Below are 19,676 nucleotides of genomic sequence, written 5' to 3'. Positions count from 1 at the left end.
AAGGTTACCGGAGTATTGGAAGCATCTATTTCCAGCTAGGACTATAATACCCGTAAATCAACCTTGAGGAGCCAGTTATGAGTTCAGTAGAACTAACCGTCATTCCCCATCAAACGCGATCGGGACTTAACTATCAACATCTTCACATCGAAATTCTCTCCGAAAACGGTGTCATTGTCCCCCAAGATCTCAAGGGGTTAAAACTGCCAAAACTCGACTATTCCCAAGGCGTAATTCTTGAAGGCAAAGCTCCCATTTGGCTCTATGGCTATCTCGTTCATGAATGCCATCCGGCAGCCTGGGTTGCTTGCTACGACACCCGTTTAGGCGGTGTTGTCGTCGCCACCCATTCCCCAACCATTAACGTCAGTCAAGTATTACCTTTAGACTTACCCACCTTCTCCTAATCAGCCTTATTTTATCATCATGGAAGTCGAATTACAGCGCATTTTTCTCAAGGCAAAAGCACCCGTTAATAGCTTAATTCAAACCTTAGCCATCAACCTGCTCAAACCCTCAGAACTCATCTCCACTCAAGCCTTACTCAACCTCCAATTTCCTCCAGATTTAGACCCCCATCAACCCTTACTTCTATTTGGTCGCGCTCCTGTCTGGTTATATACCTATTTAGGAGAAAAATTTTCCTCCTTTCCTTGGGTAGCCTTTTTTAACATTCAAGAACAAGCGGCGATCGTCGTCATCAGTCACTCTTCTGACATCACCATAGGAGATACCATTCCCCTTGAGTTTAGTAACAATTTGTCCCCCGCACTCCTAATTGTCGGCCCCCCCAATAGCGGCAAAAGTGTCCTATCTAATACACTTCGGGTACACTTGTCCCAAACCTTACCTTATGTGAGCAGTTACTTACATCGAGCCAACTGGGACGGTGAAGGCAATCACACCTACGAAACCCCAGACAGAGAGCTATCCCAGCGTTTGAAGCAAAAAAATAAAGTTCCAATTTGTAAACATCCTGATGCAGAAAAACTTTTAATACAGTATTTTGAGGATCAAGCTAAGAATACTCACCATATTCGCAACGTAGTTAATTTAGCCCTTGTGGATGTAGGAGGCAAACCCGATCCAGTAAAGCTACCCATCATTGAGCAATGTACCCACTACATCATCATCAGCAGTCAACCGGATCAAATCCCCATTTGGCACAAGCTCTGTCACGGTTTAACCCCAGTCGCCGTCATTCACAGTGTTTTAGAGGAGAAAGTCGAAGTATTGCATACCCAACCCTATCTAGAACTCATCGCTGGAAAGTGGCATCGGGATACTATGCCCAGTGTTCCAGATGTTCTATTACAGGCTATTTCTAGAATTGTGAAGTAACCGAAAATTTAAGGAGTACAAATTATGGCTAAAATTCTCATTTCTTCTTTAGGAACAGGATCTTTAAATCCTAACAATACATCTAAGCGTCAGTATCGAACAGCAGTTTACAAAATTGATGGCCAGTCCTACGAAAGAAGCTTTATTGCTTCAGTTCTCTATGAACATTTACAACTAGACGGAATGATTTTCTTGGGCACAGTCAAATCCATGTGGGAAGAAGCTTACGAATCATTTTGTCTAGAGAAGGGATTGACAGTAGATGAAGATTATTATGTGAAATTGAGTGATACAATAGATAACTTAAATTATCAGAGTCCTCTTGACTCTATTGATTTGAGCAAACTGGAGGCGGTTTTAGGAGAACAATCCAAATGCATTTTGATAAAATATGGAATTCAAGACTCAGAGCTGCAAGAAAATTTAGATAAAATCATCCAGATTGTCGATTATCTTGAAGATGGAGATGAAATTTATATCGATATCACTCACTCATTTCGTTCTCTATCTCTGTTTCTATTTTTAGTTTTGATATTTGTTAACGACTTGAAGGCAGATCGTAATATTAAAATCGCAGGTATTTATTATGGGATGCTAGATGTTTGTCGAGAATTCGAGTATGCTCCTATAGTCAATCTCAAATCATTATTTGATTTAACTCAGTGGATTAAAGGGGCTTATAGTTTGAAAAACTTTGGTAATGGATATCTGATTTCCACACTCCTGGAACAGCAAGGAAACGATCAGTTGGCGGAAGGTATTCGTAAGCTATCTGATGCGATTAATATCAATTATGTACCAACAATCCAACAGCAAGCTACTACTCTCAAAAAAAGTATTCAATCCGATCAATCTAGTCCATTCAAGTATTTAAAGAATATCCTGGGAGATTTTATTGAACAACTTTCCCCTCAATCTAAAATGGTGAATCCAGAGAGTAACTTTCAATTAAAATTAGCGAGTTGGTACTGTAAAAACAAGCGCTATGCTACGGCCTATATTACTTTGGCTGAAGCAATCATTACTTATGTTTGCGAAATTAACAGTAAAGATTTTAAAAACAAAGATGATCGTGAAGACATGAAAAAGATATTAACCAAAACTCATCGGGATTTCTCTTTATCGAAAATATACGTTAAGATTAATCCAATTCGGAATGCTATCGCCCACGCTTCATTTGATAAAAAGCGATCATCTTATTCAAAGGCAATTCAAGATTTAGATAGTTATCTAAAGGAAACAAAGCAAATTTTCAAGACAGAAAAATTATAATCACTCTAATCTATTTGCAAGTAAAATTATGCAAACATCAAACTCAGAAAAAGCCGCACTAAGAATTGCACAGGAGGCAGTAGCTACACTGCTCAGATGGGCAGAAAGCCCCATAAACTTTACTGAATATATTTCAGATTCAGATTGTACAGAAAGAGCCAAAAAGCTTTTAAGTTTTGATGCTCAATCTTCTAAAATTGGAGCATTACAATTACTCTTTGATGAGGTCAAGCTTCGTCATGACAGGAATCAAAATAGGGTTAAACATTGGTGCCAAATGCAGGAAATACCTGACAGCGATCCCATGGTTCCTTATCCACTTCAAGATGGATATCCACCTGATCCAACAGCCTATAAAAAGAGAGTTCGGGAAAAACTCGATCCTCATCTTAAAGATACTCAGAGTTCAAACTGGCAAAACCTTTCTTTACTCTCCTTAATTCTGGAAAAATATGGATTCTGTTTAAACTATGACTCGGAAAATGTTGCCTTTGTTGATATTGCTCGAATAACAGGGGCAGTTGCAGCAGCTTTAGCCCAAAATCCATCGGCAGAATACTTTAGCTTAGTGGCTGGGGATTTATCAGGAATTCAAAGTTTTATTTACACAATTTCTACTGATGGGGCACTTAAGTCACTCCGCGCTCGCAGTTTTTATCTAGAGTTGGTTACAGAAGAAATCGTACAACAACTTCTTGATACTTTGGATTTACCTAGAACCAGTGTAATCTATGCGGGAGGTGGTAATTTGTATATCCTCACTCCATTTCAAGAGAATAAAGAGAAAATAAATAACCTGCAAGAACGCTTGAATCGTTGGTTATTGAAAGAATTTCAGGGTAAGGTTTTTCTAGCTTTAGATTATGAAAACCTTCAATGTGAATGGGTATCGGGTTCTGATTTTAAGCAATCTTGGAATCAAGCGATCAAAAAAATCAATGCTCAAAAACAGAGGAAGTTTAACCACCAGCTCGATCAACTTCTTGAAATCCAAGAAAGCTATACTCCTTGTAAAGTATGCCATCGAGATGATACTGAAGACTTGAAGTTACTGAACCCTAATGAAGCTGATTCATCATTGGCTTGTCCAACTTGTCGAGCAATGTTTAATTTGGGGGGAGTATTATTTAAGATTAACTCATTGGTGCGATCGCATCATCCTAAACTGCAAGATTCGCAACCTCTTCATACAATAAATTTTCAGATTGGCGATCGACCAGAGGATTATATTTATTATCATTTATTTGAGGGTAGAAAGCCGATCATTGATCAACCCGAACTGGTTTTATTAATTAACAACTGGTCTATCAATGATTATTCATTTTCTCGGTTTGAAGGAAAGACTTTACCTTGGCTATTGGGTAATTATTTTCAGCAAGGTGAAGAGGGATATATGAGGGCTGGTGAGTTTGCAGAAATTTCCCAGAAAGCTGGCTGTATTTCCAGAGTCGGTTATTTACGCATGGATGTAGATAATTTAGGTCAAATCTTTGCTAAAGGTTTAGAACAAACCAATAATTACTCACTGCCACGAGTCGCCGGACTTTCAAGACAGATGAGCTATTTTTTCAAAACTTATCTGAACGGTTTGGCGAAGAGTCGTTCAGATAACCTTCCTAAAAATATTCAATGTTTGCATAATAGTGAACGGCCTCATTTATTATTTATCTATGCTGGAGGTGATGATTTGTTTGTGGTAGGAGCATGGCATGAAGTGGTAGAATTTTCTTTTGATGTTTATCAAGCATTTAGATGCTATACTGGGTATAATCCAGATATCACATTATCGGCGGGAATAAGTTTAGCCCCAATTAAATATCCTCTCTATCAATCGGCTGATGATTCTGGGGATGCAGAACAAAAAGCAAAGAGTAATGGACGGGATAGTTTAGGACTATTTGGGCAAGTCTTTAAATGGGATGCTTGGTTAGGAAATAGTGAACAACTTATGCTCAGTCATGAAGATCGAGATTATCTAGACAAGGTAGAAAATGTTCCCCTCCAAGGTGTCTTACCTTTTGTTCGTCGTCTGAATCAACCTTCTATCGAATATTCACAGAGTTTTATTCGCAATCTTTTGATTGTCGCTCAGTTACGTGAACAAAAGATTAAAGAAGCAGAAGAAGAGAAAAAACGAGATATTTCCTATTTTCTCCATTTACCTAAGCTTGCCTATGCATTATCTCGATTACCCAAACAGGTTCAGGAGAATCCAGAATTTAAACCCATTCGGCAGTCGCTCATGAGTCCAAGAAATTCGCCTTATTTTCGAGCGATCGCCACTTGGCTAGAGCTATTAAACCGTGAATCCTAACCGGGTACTCACTTTTGAATGTATGTTACAACGGTCAACCCACTTAACTTAAGGCAAGGAATGATGACACAACCTCCAAAACCTCTTAATTCAAGAGATCGTCCAAATCAACATGGACATAGCCCGCAGCATGATATTACTAAAGAGATTATCGATACAATTCAGAAATTATCGACTGGATTGAAAGATTATCCTATTCGGGTTTTAGTGAATCATGCCGAAAAATTTGGCCCTGAACTCAAAAAAAATCGGCTGGAAACTAATCAAATTCGTAAATTTTTGGATGCCATCAATCAAATCAAATCTAAATTGACGCAATTTCATGGAGATAGCACTCAAGAAAGCATCTCTTTTGCCAAGATAGAGCCAGAGATTGTTTTACTCAAACCGAAGCTGGCTTATGCTGCTGCCCGACAACCAGCAGTTAAACCCCTCAGTAAGGTCATGGCAGCCGCTATTGACAAAGTAAACAATACAGATGATTTTGAGCGCTTTGTTCAGTTAATTGAATCAATAATTGCTTATCACAAAGCAGCAGGAGGTAAATAATTATGCCAGCAGCAACCACACAAAAACCTTTATTAGGTAAATTTCGTTTGACTAGTATATTAGTTGTTGAAACAGGACTTCATATTGGTGGAGGGGGTGAGACTTTAGAGATTGGTGGTTTGGATAAAGCAGTAATTCGTGACCCCCTTACCCAAGAACCTTATCTTCCTGGTTCTTCCATTAAAGGTAAACTGCGCTCAATTTTAGAGCGTTTTCTAAACAAACCTCTTAACCGGCCAGGAGGGAGTGGAACCTATCGTTATGAGAGTGATGATTTAGAAGATGGATTTTCAGAAATTGATGGACAATTAATTGGGTTTCAAGGAGCGAGGACTTGTCCAGTAAGCCGAATTTTTGGTTCTACTGGTGGGCCGTCTGGTCGGGGAAATCAAACTTTGATTAAGACATCTATAGTTCAATCCCAAAACATGAAAGACAAGGGCAAAAAAATAATTAATGACGAGGAATATACCAGCACAGAGGGGCGGAATTGTCCAGCACGTCTGATTGTTCGAGATAGTCATCTTCGTCCTAATTCAGCCGACAAACTTAAGAAAATTGATACTGGTCTTTATATGACTGAGTGGAAGTTTGAAAATGGATTGGATCGTATTACTGCTGCGGCCAATCCCCGTCAAGTGGAGCGAGTCCCAGCCGGATCGGAATTTCACTTTGAAATGGTCTACACCGTTGAAGATGCAGTACAAGCTGTAGAAGATTTAAAGAATCTGGCGATCGCCCTCGCTATTCTTGAAGATGATGCTCTTGGGGGGCATAGTTCACGAGGATATGGCAAAGTTAGTTTCAAAAAATTTCAATTTTACTATCGTGATGTTGAGCAGTATCGCAGTTTGGCTAGTGGTACAAAAGTATCGTTGTCAGATCTAGATCAATCAGCAGAAAATACAGCAGATTTTCTCCAAAAAATTGGAGAAGTTCAGACTTTATTGCCAGGAAATAAAAACAATGGTTGAATGGCGCTTGATCAAACTTAATTTTAATGATAGTGCAGCCCATTTTGGTGAAATTGGTATTGGTTTAGAGGAAACCAGTGAAAGAGTGCGATCGGATACTCTTTTTAGTGCCATGATCAGCATTTATGCTCGGCTATATCCAGAAGAAATTGAGTCATTACTACAGGACTTTCAAAAACCTATCCCTCCTTTTCGTCATAGTTCAACTTTTATCTATCGCCGATCAACAACAGAGTCAAATCCGAACAACCATACCTACTACTTGCCAAAACCGATGGTCTTTCCCCAAGGATATCCTGACGATGATTTGAAATTCACTAAAGCTTACAAAAAGCTCAATTACTTACCCTTGACCCTTTGGCAACGATGGTATCAGGGTCAAGGATTTGATCCTCAAAAAGATGCAGAGGAGTTGGAAAATACTGCTCAGAAAACAGTCAAATCTAAAGGAAGACTAGAAAAAAGTTGTGTTTTTAGTTATGGAAAAACTCATCAAACCCAGAAATTGCCAAAAGTAGCCATTGATCGGATGAGCAGCGCCACGAATTTTTATCAGACGGGTGTTGTTCATTTTGAAAATAATGCTCAGTATCAGTCTGGACTGTATTTTTTACTCCAGTTTCCTCAAACTAATGTTGAACTAGAATATCGACTGAAGACTGTATTAAATTTACTGGGAGAAGAGGGACTCGGTGGAGAGCGATCGAGTGGTGCTGGACGATTTACTTATGAGTGGTTAGATTTACCGGAATGTTGGCAAAGGGTGATTAATTTTTCAGGTAAAACCCTCTCTCATAGCTTGATCAGTCTGTTTTGGAATCATCCTCAAACATCGACAGAAATTCAAAAAATTGTTGAGGCTGAAGAATCAGTTAGCTATAACGTGATTGAGCGTGGGGGTTGGGTTTCTTCTTCTCCCTCTGGTATCCAAAAACGCCGTCAGAAAATACGAATGTTTGAGGAAGGTTCAGTATTTTCTTTTCAGCCCCAAGGTGCTTTAGCAGATGTAACACCGGATCGGTTCCGGGGTGGTCATTCTGTTTATCGCAGTGGCCTTGCTCTTAGTTTACCGATTAGACGGGGGAAATAATATGACAGTTTCTGTAGAAAATTCCATCAGTAAGCCAGATGTCTATGAAACCAAGAACATTCAACTGACGAGCCGGATGTTGCATATTGGTTCTGCGGTTTCGCAATTAAACCCTTTTGAGTATGTTGATACAGGAGAGTCTATTTATCAGCCCAATCAAGAGGCTTTAGCAAGAGCATTCAAGGCTAAAGGGGGGAGTTTTCTGAATGATTATATTTATCGGATTGAACACCATCAAGAAATTATTTCTTTGCTCAGGAATGCATTTGGAGAGGACTGGAAAACCTTAAAAACGGATGATGGAGAATTGATTTTTCCTAAAAAACTACAGAGTCGCAAATGGACAGGTAAAAAAATTACAAGTTTACGTCCTATGATTCGGAATGGTTTTGGGGAGTTGTATATTCCTGGTTCATCGATTAAGGGAGCAATTAGAACGGCGATCGCCTATCATCTGCTCCGAGACCCCGATCGCTACCATGTCCCCAGTGAGGTTCGGGTGAGTGAGATCGAGAAAAAGCTGCGTCAATCATTCACTACCGGTGAATTAAAGCGGAAAGCTAAATTCTATGATGATGAAGCTTTCATGAATCAGCTCTTTTGTAATTTCTCATTGAAGGACAGTTGGAATAACAATAGCACTGGGCCCAATACGGACTTTATGCGAGCGGTTCATGTCTCTGATTCGCAACCTTTGTTAGAAAGAAAAGTTGAGAAACGAGGAAAAAAAATTATCCTAAATAGACGGGTTGTTGCCGAAGTCATGGTATCCAGTCATTTTCCAGATTATAAAGCTAAATATCGATCTCCGATATACACCGAGCTAGTGCATAATCTCCGTACCCAATTTTCAATTATGCTCGATCGCGAATTGTTGTCACGGTTTTCTCATAAGCAAAATATGCAGATTCCATTTAGATCCGTAGAAGACTTGATCGAAATATGTGAAAATTTTGCTCAAGAACAGTGGGATTTTGAGCATGACTATTGGGTTGAAATTAAAAACAATAATGCTGATGGTAGAGATTTAGATTTTAGTGAAATTAAAGATTTTTACAAACCTGAAGAATGTCCATACACTTTACGGGTGGGCTGGGCGAGTGGAATGGCTGGAACAACGGTTAATACTCTTCTTGATGATGATTTAAGAGCTGAGATTAGAGATGTTTGTGGAAACAAAGCGCCAGGTTTTGAAGCGCCAAAATCTCGGCGGACTGTGATCGATGCTAAGGGAGAGATTAAATATGTACCTGGATGGGTCAAATTTAAGGTGCTTTAATTATGCTGATTCGCTCCAATTGGACATTAACCGTTGATCGACCGATGACTTTACCTCGGAACTACGGACTGGAATTAGTCAAAATCTTGCACAAACGGATAAATCTAGAAATGGGTCAAGAAAAAATACCGACAACAACTTGCACGGGATTGTTAGGAAAATGCACAACATCGCAGAATTTTATTACGTTTCAGCCGGGAGAATTTTATCAACTTTATTTAACGGGATTAGAAGAGAATAGATCTAAAGCGATCGCCTCCCTTGATCTCTCCCCTTCTCTCGAATTTTTGGGGACAACTTTTAATGCGATCGATCGCAATAATCGGATCTCTAGCTATGAAGCGCTGTATCATGCACGGGTAGCGGCTGAACCCGAACCCGTCCGCGAATTTCAGCTAGAGTTTCTCACGCCAACAGCATTCTCGCAACAGGGAATTCAATTACCCCTTCCTGTTCCTACCCTCATGTTTCGCAGTTGGCTAGAGCGGTGGAATGAGTTTGCACCTGTGTATCTGGGGGGTCAGGAGTTGGTGGGTTATTTTGATAGCGCGATCGCTCTCAAGCGTCACAAAATTCATAGCCAACGCTATCCATTAAACCAAGGTTATGTGAATGGATTTGTAGGTAAGGTAACATTACAAGTATTAGCACGAACCGATCCGCTCTTGGCAAATGTGGCACACTTATTGCTAGAGTATGCTCAATTTTCAGGCACAGGGATGAAAACTCGACTAGGAATGGGTTGTATAGATTGGGTACAGGCTAATTAGGAGCAGATCTCTACAGAAGGATCGAGTAAGATGATGGCTGAACATCAACCCCCATCCAGAAACCCGATCTACCAACTCCCTAGCCTAAGAAGACCCTAATTAAGTTAGGATCGGACGTAATTTGCAAACCGTGATGGGTACTCCTCCAAGCCAGCAACCATGAAAGCCTGGGAGTATGGAGTACCATCGGGCTTATGGTCGCTGATGCACAATCGGGATTTCAATCCTAAATGTTGTTTTTCCCGGAGCAGAAATACAAGAGAGAGAACCCCGATGTTTTTCTGTAACAATTTGATAGCTCACCGATAACCCTAAGCCTGTTCCTTTACCTACCGGTTTAGTCGTATAAAACGGGTCAAATAATCGTCTTTGCGTTTCCTCACTCATCCCTAATCCATTATCTGTAATCCGAATTACCACATTTTCGCCCACTCTCCTTGTTTCAATCCAAATTTTACTGCTAGGACGATCCTCTGATTGCAGACTATACTCTGTGTCCTCTAAAGCGTCGATCGCATTAGCTAAAATATTCATAAAGACCTGATTAATTTGTCTGGCATAACATTCCACTAAAGGCAGTTGACCATAATCTTTAATCACTTCAATGTCTGCCCGCCAACTCATTGCCCGCAGACGAGGATTTAAAATACTCAAGGTGCTATCAATGCCTTCATGCAAATCGACCGCTTTCAGTTCTGACTCATCCAGACGAGAAAATGTGCGTAAAGATTGGACAATTTCCCGAATGCGATTGGTTCCCACTTGCATCGAATGGAAAATTTTCTCACAATCTTCCTGAATAAACTCTAAATCAATTTCTTCTATTTCCCTTTGAATTTCTGGATGGGGTTGGGGGTGGTAATTTTGATAGAGCTTCACCAAATCTATTAAATCTCGGCTATAGGTTTGGGCATGGGCAATATTGCCATGAATAAAATTAACCGGATTATTAATTTCGTGGGCTACCCCCGCCACCATTTGCCCTAAACCGGACATTTTTTCACTTTGAATTAACTGGGTTTGCGTCCATTTTAGTTGCTCTAAAAGCCTTTCGAGTTCTTGGGCGCGGCTTTGACTTTGCCAGAGTAAATCAGCTTGTTGAAGGGCGATCGCTACTTGAGCCACCACAGCTTGCAGAAATTCGACCTCATGATCTTGCCAAGGACGCACCCGTTGAGTCTGGATACAGGCAATAATCCCAAAATGCTCCAATTCGGTGGCAATAGGCAGAACTAGCATAGAGCGATTGCCTAAAGCCATTAATACCTCTTGGGCTTCCCGATCTTCAACCGTAGAGATATCATCGAGTTTAAAAATTTTTCGAGATAACAATAGCTCCGATAGGGGGCCAAAAGTATCCACAGAATGTTTACCCACAAAACTGGGTAGACCTTCAATGGTGACTTCAGAAACGATATCCCAATAGGCTCGATCGGCTTCTTCCACATACCAGGCAAAATGAGTGCGATCGACTTCTAGAAACTGTTGAATTTCACATACAGCCGTGTGAATAATTCGATCGAGATCCAGAGATGTCCGAATTTGATTAGCAATTTGATTAAGTAATTCTGAGTGTTGGGCTTGTTTTTCAATCCGTTTTTCTGCTTTCATTCTTTCTATTTCGGCTCCCGCTCGTGCGGCAAAAATTTCTAGAATCGAAGACTGCCAGTCTAGATCTATTTCCATGGGTTGAGTATCTAAAACGGCAATAAAGCCTAGTAATTCTTCTTGGGGATTTAAGATCGGCATCCCCACATAACTTTCTGCCCGAATATCGACCAAGTAGCGATCGCCAGGAAATTGGGACTGGAGATCCTGGGTATAGCAACACATCGCCTTATTTTGAACGACACTTAAACAGGGAGTCCCTCTGAGATTATACTGAAAGGTTTGCCCCCAGTCTGAGCCTTCCCAACCCGCTAGGACATTGGCGAACAGTTCTCCATCTTGGGAAGTCACTTCCACAATAAATGCATAGGGAACCTCTAGAGCTAGAGTAATATATTTAACACAAGATTGGAAAAAGGCTTCTCCCGTCTGCGAGGCAGTACCTTCAACAATGGACTGTAGAGCGCGTTCTTGACGCTTGCGATCGCTAATATCTCGAACGATAGCTAAACCATATAGTTTGTCTTGGTAAGGATAAGGAACGGCTTTAACCTCTATATCGATCGTATTACCATGGCGATCGATATCCTTCCCCTCACAAGTAAATGAGCGTCCGGCTTTAACCTCTGAGACACATTCATGAAATAAATGTAGCGTCTCTGGGTGAATAAAGTCAGTCACAAGTAATTGCGTAAATTCTTCGTAATCATAACCATGCATTTGGTGATAGGCACGATTCATGGTTACTAGCTTCCCAGTCTCTAAATCGATAACACCTAAACCATCGGTAACGGTTTCAAAAATTTGTCGGTATTGGGCTTCCTGTTGACGTAAGCGCTCCTCAGTTTGCTTGCGATCGCTAATGTCAATAATCATCCCATCCCAGACCACTGCCCCATCGGCCTGTTGTTCCGGCCGGGAAATGACTTGCACCCATTTTACCTCACCCTGGGGCGTAATAATCCGATGTTCATGCTGAAATCCTTTTAGCGATTCTCTCGATTCTTCGATCGCTTGTTGTAGGTAAGGTAAATCTGTAGGATAAACCCAATCAAACGATTCAATAAACTGCTCTGGATCGAGTCCATACAAATCTCGACTACCTTCAGAAACATAGGGAAAGGAAGGCGTGCCATCCGTTTCCATCCGAAATTGAAAAATTAATCCAGGCAAATTATCCGCTAACCGTTGGAGTCGGGCTTGTGCCGCCTGTAATTTTTGAGTGCGGTCGGTAACTTCTTGTTCGAGATCTTGATTGAGCTTTTGGAGTCTTTGCTCGGCAATGACTCGATCGGTAACATTAATAAACGTTCCTAAAATACCAATAACCTTCCCCTCTCGATCGTGCAAAGGGATTTTATTCGTTTCGATCCAATAATAGCTGCCATCTTGTTGTTGAATCGATTCAATCATTTGTAATTCCGGCGTATCGGATTCCATGACCCGGCGATCGTCAGCCCGATATTTCTCCGTTTGTTCCGGTTTCCAAGGTAAATCATAATCAGTTTTACCAATAATCTCTGAAGAACTTCTTAAACCCGCGAGTTCAGCAAAATATTGGTTACAACCTAAAAATACAGAGTCACGATCTTTCCAGAAAATCGGCTCAGGAATGTGGTGAATAGCTAAATGTAAAAACCTTTCAGCTTCAGAATGATATCTGTGTAGACGCTCTAAATCTGCTTTAATCGTTTCCAGTTCCTCAAAGGTGTCTTGCCAACATTGAGTCACTTGAGCGAGAGCAGCTTGTAGGTCTTTATTTTCAGACTCAAGAGAAGCTATTCGTTCTCGATCTTGATTAAATTTTGATGACATAATAGATCAAAGCAATTGCAGTTAACCCTAAATCAATCCATGAGTGATTCAATTGAATTAATGCTTAAATTATACTCATAAATCAAGGTGAGAGCCAAATACGCTACAAATGCCCTGTACTCTCGTGGGTTCAAATTAAGCCCAACTCTTGGGATAATTTGAATAATAGATCCTCTGCCGAGTTATCCACCAGTTCCGCATCTAAAATATCAAACGCTTCATCCTCCGGTTCAGTCGTATTTTGGGGATCAGAAGGCGGTGTCCCCTGGGTTTGAACCGTTTCTAGGGTTTGGGATAACTGTTGGCAAAACTGACGCTCCCGATGTTGCGCTTGCAAGATGGCCTGTTTTTGCTCATGATTGATGGCCATGAGGCGATCGCATCGCTGGGTCAATTCGCTGATTTGCGATCGCAACTGCTCAATCTCCTGACGGTAATCTGGAGAACGTCTCCGGTGGGTCAACTCCTCCTCCACCTCAAACAAACGCTCCTCCACCTCACCCAAGCGCTCCTCCACCCCCTCCCCATCCTGCTGCTCAAAATACTCCCCCAGAATCTCATTAACCGCCCGACTATACTGGATTTTGCCCTGACTTTGGCGATACTCATCCAGCAACTGTTCATTCTCGGTCGTCAAATAAACCGTAATCTTCTTCTTTCGTGACTTCACCATACATATAGAATTAAAAAGACGTAACCAAACCATACCTCTAACACCAAGGCCTATGACCAGAATTGAGACCAAAACCGACCCAATGGTTATTAACATGGGGCCGCATCATCCCTCCATGCACGGAGTTTTGCGGTTAATCGTCACCCTCGACGGAGAAGACGTGGTTGACTGCGAACCAGTCATCGGTTATCTCCATCGGGGTATGGAAAAAATCGCCGAAAGCCGCACCAACATCATGTTTGTTCCCTATGTTAGCCGTTGGGACTATGCAGCAGGGATGTTTAATGAAGCGATTACCGTTAACGCTCCCGAACAACTAGCTGGCATCGAAGTCCCCAAACGAGCCAGCTATATTCGGGTGATTATGCTCGAACTCAACCGCATTGCCAACCATCTCCTGTGGCTCGGCCCCTTCCTCGCTGATGTGGGCGCTCAAACGCCCTTTTTCTACATCTTTCGCGAACGAGAACTCATTTATGACCTCTGGGAAGCCGCCACCGGACAACGGCTGATTAACAACAACTATTTTCGCATGGGTGGCGTAGCCGCCGACCTCCCCTATGGTTGGGTCGATAAATGCATCGACTTCTGCGACTACTTTGACCCCAAAGTCGATGAATACGAAAAGTTGATTACCAATAACCCCATTTTCCGCCGTCGGATTGAAGGCATTGGTACAATTTCCCGCGAAGAAGCCATTAACTGGGGACTCTCTGGCCCCATGTTACGCGGTTCGGGCGTGAAGTGGGACTTACGCAAAGTAGACCACTATGAATGCTACGATGACTTCGATTGGGAAGTCCAATGGGAAACGGCTGGGGACTGCTTTGCTCGTTATCTGGTGCGGATTCGGGAAATGCGAGAATCGGTTAAGATTATTCGCCAAGCCTTGAAAGGACTCCCCGGTGGCCCCTACGAGAACCTAGAGGCCAAACGCATGGCTGGGGGGCCAAAATCTGAGTGGAGTGGCTTTGATTATCAATTTTTGGGTAAAAAATTAGCGCCAACCTTCAAAATCCCCTCTGGAGAACATTATGTTCGCCTAGAGTCTGGGAAAGGAGAATTGGGCGTGTTTATTCAGGGATCTGATGATATTTTTCCTTGGCGCTTTAAGATTCGCGCTGCTGATTTTAATAATCTGCAAATTCTGCCCCATTTGTTGCGCGGCATGAAAGTGGCCGATATTATGGCGATTCTCGGTAGCATCGATATCATTATGGGATCGGTCGATCGCTAAGTGATCTCCAATCCGCTTGTTTCGGACTGCGTCCGACATGAACCTGTCCGCGAAGCGGATTCATGTCCGTGAAGTGGATTCATGTCCGCGAAGCGGAAATCACCTAATTAAGGAGCTAGGGAGCGAGACGCTCCCACTCCAGTCATATCAAACGGGAGAAATCCCCTAATTAAGGAGCTAGGGAGCGAGACGCTCCCACTCCAGTCATATCAAACGGGAGAAACACCCTAATTAAGGAGCTAGGGAGCGAGACGCTCCCACTCCAGTCATATCAAACGGGAGAAACCCCCTAATTAAGGAGCTAGGGAGCGAGACGCTCCCACTCCAGTCATATCAAACGGGAGAAACCCCCTAATTAAGGCCCTAGGGAGCGAGACGCTCCCACTCCAGTCATAATCAAACGGGAGAAATCACCTAATTAAGGAGCTAGGGAGCGAGACGCTCCCACTCCAGTCATAATCAAACGGGAGAAATCACCTAATTAAGGAGCTAGGGAGCGAGACGCTCCCACTCCAGTCATATCAAACGGGAGAAATCACCTAATTAAGGAGCTAGGGAGCGAGACGCTCCCACTCCAGTCATATCAAACGGGAGTGCGGGCATCTTGCCCGCTAGTTATACCCCATTACCCCATTACCCCATTACCCCATTACCCATTACCCCATTACCGATTACCCATTACCACCACATTCATGTCCGCGAAGCAGAAAGCGCTGAGACTCGACGCAACCCTAACCATCCCCCTAAACCGCCAACCAATGCGCCAAACACTAGCAGCAGGATAAATAGGGTTTTGGTATCCGTATAGATAGTCCAATAGGAGTCCTGAAGGTGGGAGAGCATGGGAATTAGGGATAACTCTTGAGTGAACAGCTTCAGGGATACCTGCTCAAACCCTTGAACGATGCTCCAGGCGATCGCCCCTCCCACACTGCCGAGAATCACCCCTTGTACCATAAACGGTAGGCGAATCCACCAGCGCGAGGCTCCCACTAGGTGCATAATCTCGATTTCTCGGCGACGGGAGACCACAATTAACTCAATCGTAGTCGTCATGACGGCGATCGCACTCACCATTAATACCATCGTAATCCCCAAGCTCAACACTCGCAATCCTCGGTTAATTGTTGAGAGCATTTCTAACGCCGCTTCTCCGTAAATCACCTCATCCACCCCAGATAACTGCTCTAACTGGGGAACCAAACCCCGGAGCGCCTCTGGAGACTCAGCCTTTACCCTCAACTCATCCACCAAAGGATTCCTCGGTAAAATTTCCGTCGCCGCATCTGGAGAGTTTAACCCCAACTCCGTCAACAACGCCATCCAAGCCTCTTCCTTGGCAATATCCTCCACCTGCACCACCCCTGGCAGCTCCGCCACCTTTGCCACCAAAGGCTTCCCCCGAAAATCTGCATCCAAATATACCGAGACCTCTAACTGACTGCCGAACTGATTCGCCAAACCCTCTAACTGCCAAGCCACCTGCCAGCTTAACCCAAACAAAAATAACAACACCGTCACCGTACTAATCGCCGCCCAATTCATCCATCCCCCACGGCGCAACCCCAACTGTACCTCACTCCACAGATAGCCCAACTTAACCACCATCAGAAAAATCCCCATTAAATCGCGATCGCTTTGAAAATTATCATAAACCTGCTATCTTGTGACCCAGAAACAGCAACCATCCCGATTTGACCTAAGAGCGATCGTCCCCCAACGACCCAAAATCAGCAGTTTTCCGGAAACCCACAAAAAATTTGTGTTGATGGGGGAGAAGCAAGCATACAATTAGGAATCAGGTCACAGCGCTCCCCTAGGTTTTCTGGGAGTTGTCATCTAAAATAAACAAGTCCTAACGGTGAGGTAGTGAACAAATGTCAACAATCTTTGGAACTCCTGGTAACGATATCTTAGGGGGAACCCCCGGTTCCGACAACATATTCGGCTTAGAAGGTGCTGATTTTCTCGAAGGCAGAGAATCAGGCGACTTCCTATCCGGCAACCAAGGCAACGATTTCCTCTCCGGTAACACCGGTAACGACAGCCTCAGAGGAGGAATGGACGATGATACCCTCTTTGGCGGACAAGACGACGACACCCTCCTCGGAGATCTAGGGAACGACTATGTATCCGGAGACCTAGGTAATGATTCCTTACTCGGCAACCAAGGCAACGATCAACTCCTCGGAGGCATGGGCAATGATACTATCTATGGAGGACAAAATGAAGACACCCTCTATGGAGGACAAGGCGCAGACTTCCTTTCCGGAGACCTAGGAAACGATACCCTATTTGGCGACCTCGGCCCCGATACCCTAGTCGGTGGAGCCGGGAAAGATGTTTTTGTCCTATCGCGCAAGAACATTGCTGGCAGCCCCCCCACATCAGGCGGCCCTGCGCTTACCGATGCAGACATCATTACAGACTTTCAAGACGGGGTAGACCTCATCGGTATTCAAGAAGGTCTCCAATTTACCAACCTCTCCATTCAACCCGGTACTGGTCAATTTGCGGGTAGTACGGTTATCCAAGACCTAGTAACCGGCAACTTCCTCGCCATTCTTCCAGGGATTAATCCAGCTCAGATTACCACAGATGACTTTACCACAGATTTAGTCAATCCTATCACTGGAGGCCCAAGCCCCACGCCAACCCCAACCCCTACACCTACACCAACTCCTACACCCACGCCCCCCCCCGTCCCTTCTACGGTAACCCTGGAGTTAAATGATGGCATAGCCTTTGAACCTGATGCAGCCAATACAGCTACATTCACTGTCACTCGTGCAGGCGGAAGTACGGAGGCAGCATTAACCGTGAACTATACCGTTAGCGGCACGCCAAATGACGGTACTTCTTATCAAACCCTTAGTGGTAGTGTAACCATTCCTGCGGGTGCAACCCAAGCAGTGATTACCGTGACTCCCATTGATAATGTTCTCTTTGATGGTGCAAGAACAGTTGATGTCGCTTTAGACGCAAGTGGATTTTATGTTGTTGACCCGGCGGCGAATTCCGCTCAAGCCACTATCTACGACAACGAAACCGTTTTTGTTGATGATGCCTATACTGCTGCTGGTGACACGGTTGAAGGGGCTCAAGCTGTAGTTGGTCTCAATGCCTTTGACAAAATTAACCCTGCCATTCAAGCGGCTGGTGGTGACAATACTACTCCCGGAATTGTTGAAGTTCGTGCAGGAAATTACGATGATATTGTCAATATCAACAGGACTATTAATTTAAGAGGGCCGAATGCAGGGGTTGCTGGCAATGGAACCCGCAATGCTGAAGCAAATATAACTCGTATTCAGTGGGATGATGGCTCTTTAAACCCCAATGATGGCCAAGTCACTGTTGATGGTTTTCTGATTGATCCTCCTGATGGGCAAATTGGGATTCAAACGACAGGTGCAGGTACGAATAGTTTAATTACCAACAACATCATTCAGAATGTGACCAACGAACAAGGCATCTTTAACGGAGTTGCGGGTAATAATGGTCTGAATACCTCTAATCTGACCATTTCTAATAACTTGATTCAGAATGTGACGGGTACAACAGCAGGTGGGGCTGATGCCAATGGTATTTTCTTGCTAGGGGTTACTACTCTAAACATTCAAAATAATGAAATTAGAGATATAACAGGCGCAACTAACCGTGGTGTCAATGTGAGTGGCATTGTTGGAGGGACAATTTCCGGGAATACCATTAACAATACGACGGAAGATGCGATCCAGCTTGCTAATAATATAGGAGGGTTTACCACTCAAAATGTAACTATTTCTGATAACACAATTACCAATGCGAATACTACTAGTAATGTTAATAATGGGGGTATTCGTTTACGGGATGGAGCTTTTGGTACAGCCATAAATGTTACAGGCAACAATGTCAGCACTAGCTTCAATGGTTTAGCGATTCGAGCTGGTACAGGTAGCTTGGCTAATGTCACGGCTACTAATAACGCTTTAGTAGCCAATGCAGGAAGCTTTGCCATTACTAACTTGAGTGGTAGTGCGCTTACTGCAACTGGTAACTTTAGTGACTTAGCGAGAACTACTGCCCTGGTTGCTGGTGATGTTAATGGGACAGTAACTATCTAGCGAGTAGGGTAGGCAGGATAATAACCCATAATGTAACTTCTACAACCCTGCCCACCTTGTAAGGCTTTGCTTTATCAATCGGCCCAACCCAATATCGACACCATCATTTCCGGTGGGTTGATGGGTGGGGGTGGTTTCCGCTTTGCGGACATGAATAGAGGATTGATTTGGGGGTCTTCTAGATTTGGGTGTATCCCGCCCCTACCAGTATTGTAGGTTGGGTTGAGGAACGAAACCCAACAAATATTTGGGTTGACGTTGGGTTTCACTTCGTTCAACCCAACCTACGGTTAAAGAGGATTTGGTTTATGAATCCGCCCAATCGGATGTTGAGATCATCAATCTGGTGGGTTGATGGGTGGGGGTGGTTTCGGCTTCGCGGACATACCCTAATTAGAAATGTAGGGAGCAAGATGCTCCCACTCCAGTAATCTCAATCGATTGAGAGGGTGCGGGCATCTTGCCCGCAAGTTTAACCCATTTTCATGTCTGCTTGCGGAAACCGGATTTGATACAGCGTTTTTCGATGTTATGAGGTACAGTAATCGAAATGTTCCTTGAGAGTGTTGTCCCATGAAAAGCCTGAAAAATGGGGATTATAGCGTGAAAAATGGTTTTCCCATTACCAATTACCCATTACCCATTACC

14 protein-coding genes are annotated in these 19,676 nt (G+C 43.2%); 11 read left to right on the top strand and 3 right to left on the bottom strand.

The window, feature by feature from the left end; translation table 11 throughout:
• Positions 1-77 precede the first annotated feature (77 nt).
• The 9 genes from crn3 to cas6 all read left to right on the top strand — a co-directional run bounded on the left by crn3 (position 78) and on the right by cas6 (position 9,589).
• The gene (gene crn3, locus PJF56_RS17630; protein WP_283764012.1) at positions 78-407 is read left to right on the top strand and encodes a CRISPR-associated ring nuclease Crn3/Csx3; all 330 of its coding nucleotides are present in this window, start codon (positions 78-80) and stop codon (positions 405-407) included.
• Between the two features lie 19 nt (positions 408-426).
• Positions 427-1,341, top strand: a complete 915-nt coding sequence (locus PJF56_RS17625) for a CRISPR-associated protein Csx3 (RefSeq protein WP_283764011.1) — start codon at positions 427-429, stop codon at positions 1,339-1,341.
• A 24-nt stretch (positions 1,342-1,365) separates the two neighbouring features.
• Complete coding sequence (csx2, locus tag PJF56_RS17620) at positions 1,366-2,613, top strand: TIGR02221 family CRISPR-associated protein (protein WP_283764010.1); 1,248 nt, start codon at positions 1,366-1,368, stop codon at positions 2,611-2,613.
• A 28-nt stretch (positions 2,614-2,641) separates the two neighbouring features.
• Positions 2,642-4,927, top strand: a complete 2,286-nt coding sequence (cas10, locus tag PJF56_RS17615; RefSeq protein ID WP_283764009.1) for a type III-A CRISPR-associated protein Cas10/Csm1 — start codon at positions 2,642-2,644, stop codon at positions 4,925-4,927.
• Between the two features lie 63 nt (positions 4,928-4,990).
• The gene (gene csm2, locus PJF56_RS17610; protein ID WP_283764008.1) at positions 4,991-5,476 is read left to right on the top strand and encodes a type III-A CRISPR-associated protein Csm2; all 486 of its coding nucleotides are present in this window, start codon (positions 4,991-4,993) and stop codon (positions 5,474-5,476) included.
• A 2-nt stretch (positions 5,477-5,478) separates the two neighbouring features.
• Positions 5,479-6,450 carry a type III-A CRISPR-associated RAMP protein Csm3 gene (gene csm3, locus PJF56_RS17605; RefSeq protein ID WP_283764007.1) on the top strand — a complete coding sequence of 324 codons (972 nt, stop codon included), beginning with the start codon at positions 5,479-5,481 and terminating at the stop codon, positions 6,448-6,450.
• A complete protein-coding gene (gene csm4, locus PJF56_RS17600) occupies positions 6,443-7,540 on the top strand; it encodes a type III-A CRISPR-associated RAMP protein Csm4 (protein WP_283764006.1) in 1,098 nt (365 codons plus the stop codon). The genes csm3 and csm4 overlap by 8 nt, the downstream gene beginning before the upstream one ends.
• A gap of 1 nt (position 7,541) precedes the next feature.
• Positions 7,542-8,819, top strand: coding sequence for a type III-A CRISPR-associated RAMP protein Csm5 (gene csm5, locus PJF56_RS17595; RefSeq protein ID WP_283764005.1), 1,278 nt, complete (start codon positions 7,542-7,544; stop codon positions 8,817-8,819).
• A 2-nt stretch (positions 8,820-8,821) separates the two neighbouring features.
• Positions 8,822-9,589: a CRISPR system precrRNA processing endoribonuclease RAMP protein Cas6 gene (cas6, locus tag PJF56_RS17590; protein ID WP_283764004.1), complete on the top strand. Its 768-nt coding sequence runs from the start codon at positions 8,822-8,824 to the stop codon at positions 9,587-9,589.
• Positions 9,590-9,781: 192 nt separating this feature from the next.
• Here cas6 and PJF56_RS17585 read toward each other — a convergent pair whose 3' ends face one another.
• Together PJF56_RS17585 and PJF56_RS17580 are read right to left on the bottom strand one after the other, a co-directional pair.
• Positions 9,782-13,012, bottom strand: coding sequence for a PAS domain S-box protein (locus PJF56_RS17585; RefSeq protein ID WP_283764003.1), 3,231 nt, complete (start codon positions 13,010-13,012; stop codon positions 9,782-9,784).
• 130 nt (positions 13,013-13,142) lie between these two features.
• Positions 13,143-13,685 (bottom strand): hypothetical protein, encoded by a 543-nt coding sequence (locus PJF56_RS17580; RefSeq protein WP_283764002.1) that lies wholly within the window; start codon positions 13,683-13,685, stop codon positions 13,143-13,145.
• A 52-nt stretch (positions 13,686-13,737) separates the two neighbouring features.
• On the opposite strand from PJF56_RS17580, the gene PJF56_RS17575 reads away from it, so the two are divergent.
• Positions 13,738-14,922: an NAD(P)H-quinone oxidoreductase subunit H gene (locus PJF56_RS17575; protein WP_283764001.1), complete on the top strand. Its 1,185-nt coding sequence runs from the start codon at positions 13,738-13,740 to the stop codon at positions 14,920-14,922.
• Positions 14,923-15,612: 690 nt separating this feature from the next.
• On the opposite strand, the gene PJF56_RS17570 is transcribed toward PJF56_RS17575, so the two are convergent.
• The gene (locus tag PJF56_RS17570; RefSeq protein ID WP_283764000.1) at positions 15,613-16,530 is read right to left on the bottom strand and encodes a cell division protein FtsX; all 918 of its coding nucleotides are present in this window, start codon (positions 16,528-16,530) and stop codon (positions 15,613-15,615) included.
• 269 nt (positions 16,531-16,799) lie between these two features.
• Between PJF56_RS17570 and PJF56_RS17565 the strand changes: the two genes are divergently transcribed.
• Positions 16,800-19,028: a Calx-beta domain-containing protein gene (locus PJF56_RS17565; protein WP_283763999.1), complete on the top strand. Its 2,229-nt coding sequence runs from the start codon at positions 16,800-16,802 to the stop codon at positions 19,026-19,028.
• Positions 19,029-19,676 lie beyond the last annotated feature (648 nt).

The sequence above is a fragment of the Roseofilum halophilum BLCC-M91 genome (assembly GCF_030068445.1).
GTDB classification, from domain to species: domain Bacteria; phylum Cyanobacteriota; class Cyanobacteriia; order Cyanobacteriales; family Desertifilaceae; genus Roseofilum; species Roseofilum halophilum.
The sequence above is the reverse complement of the archived record's forward strand: the minus strand, read 5'-3'. Positions and strand labels throughout refer to the sequence as shown.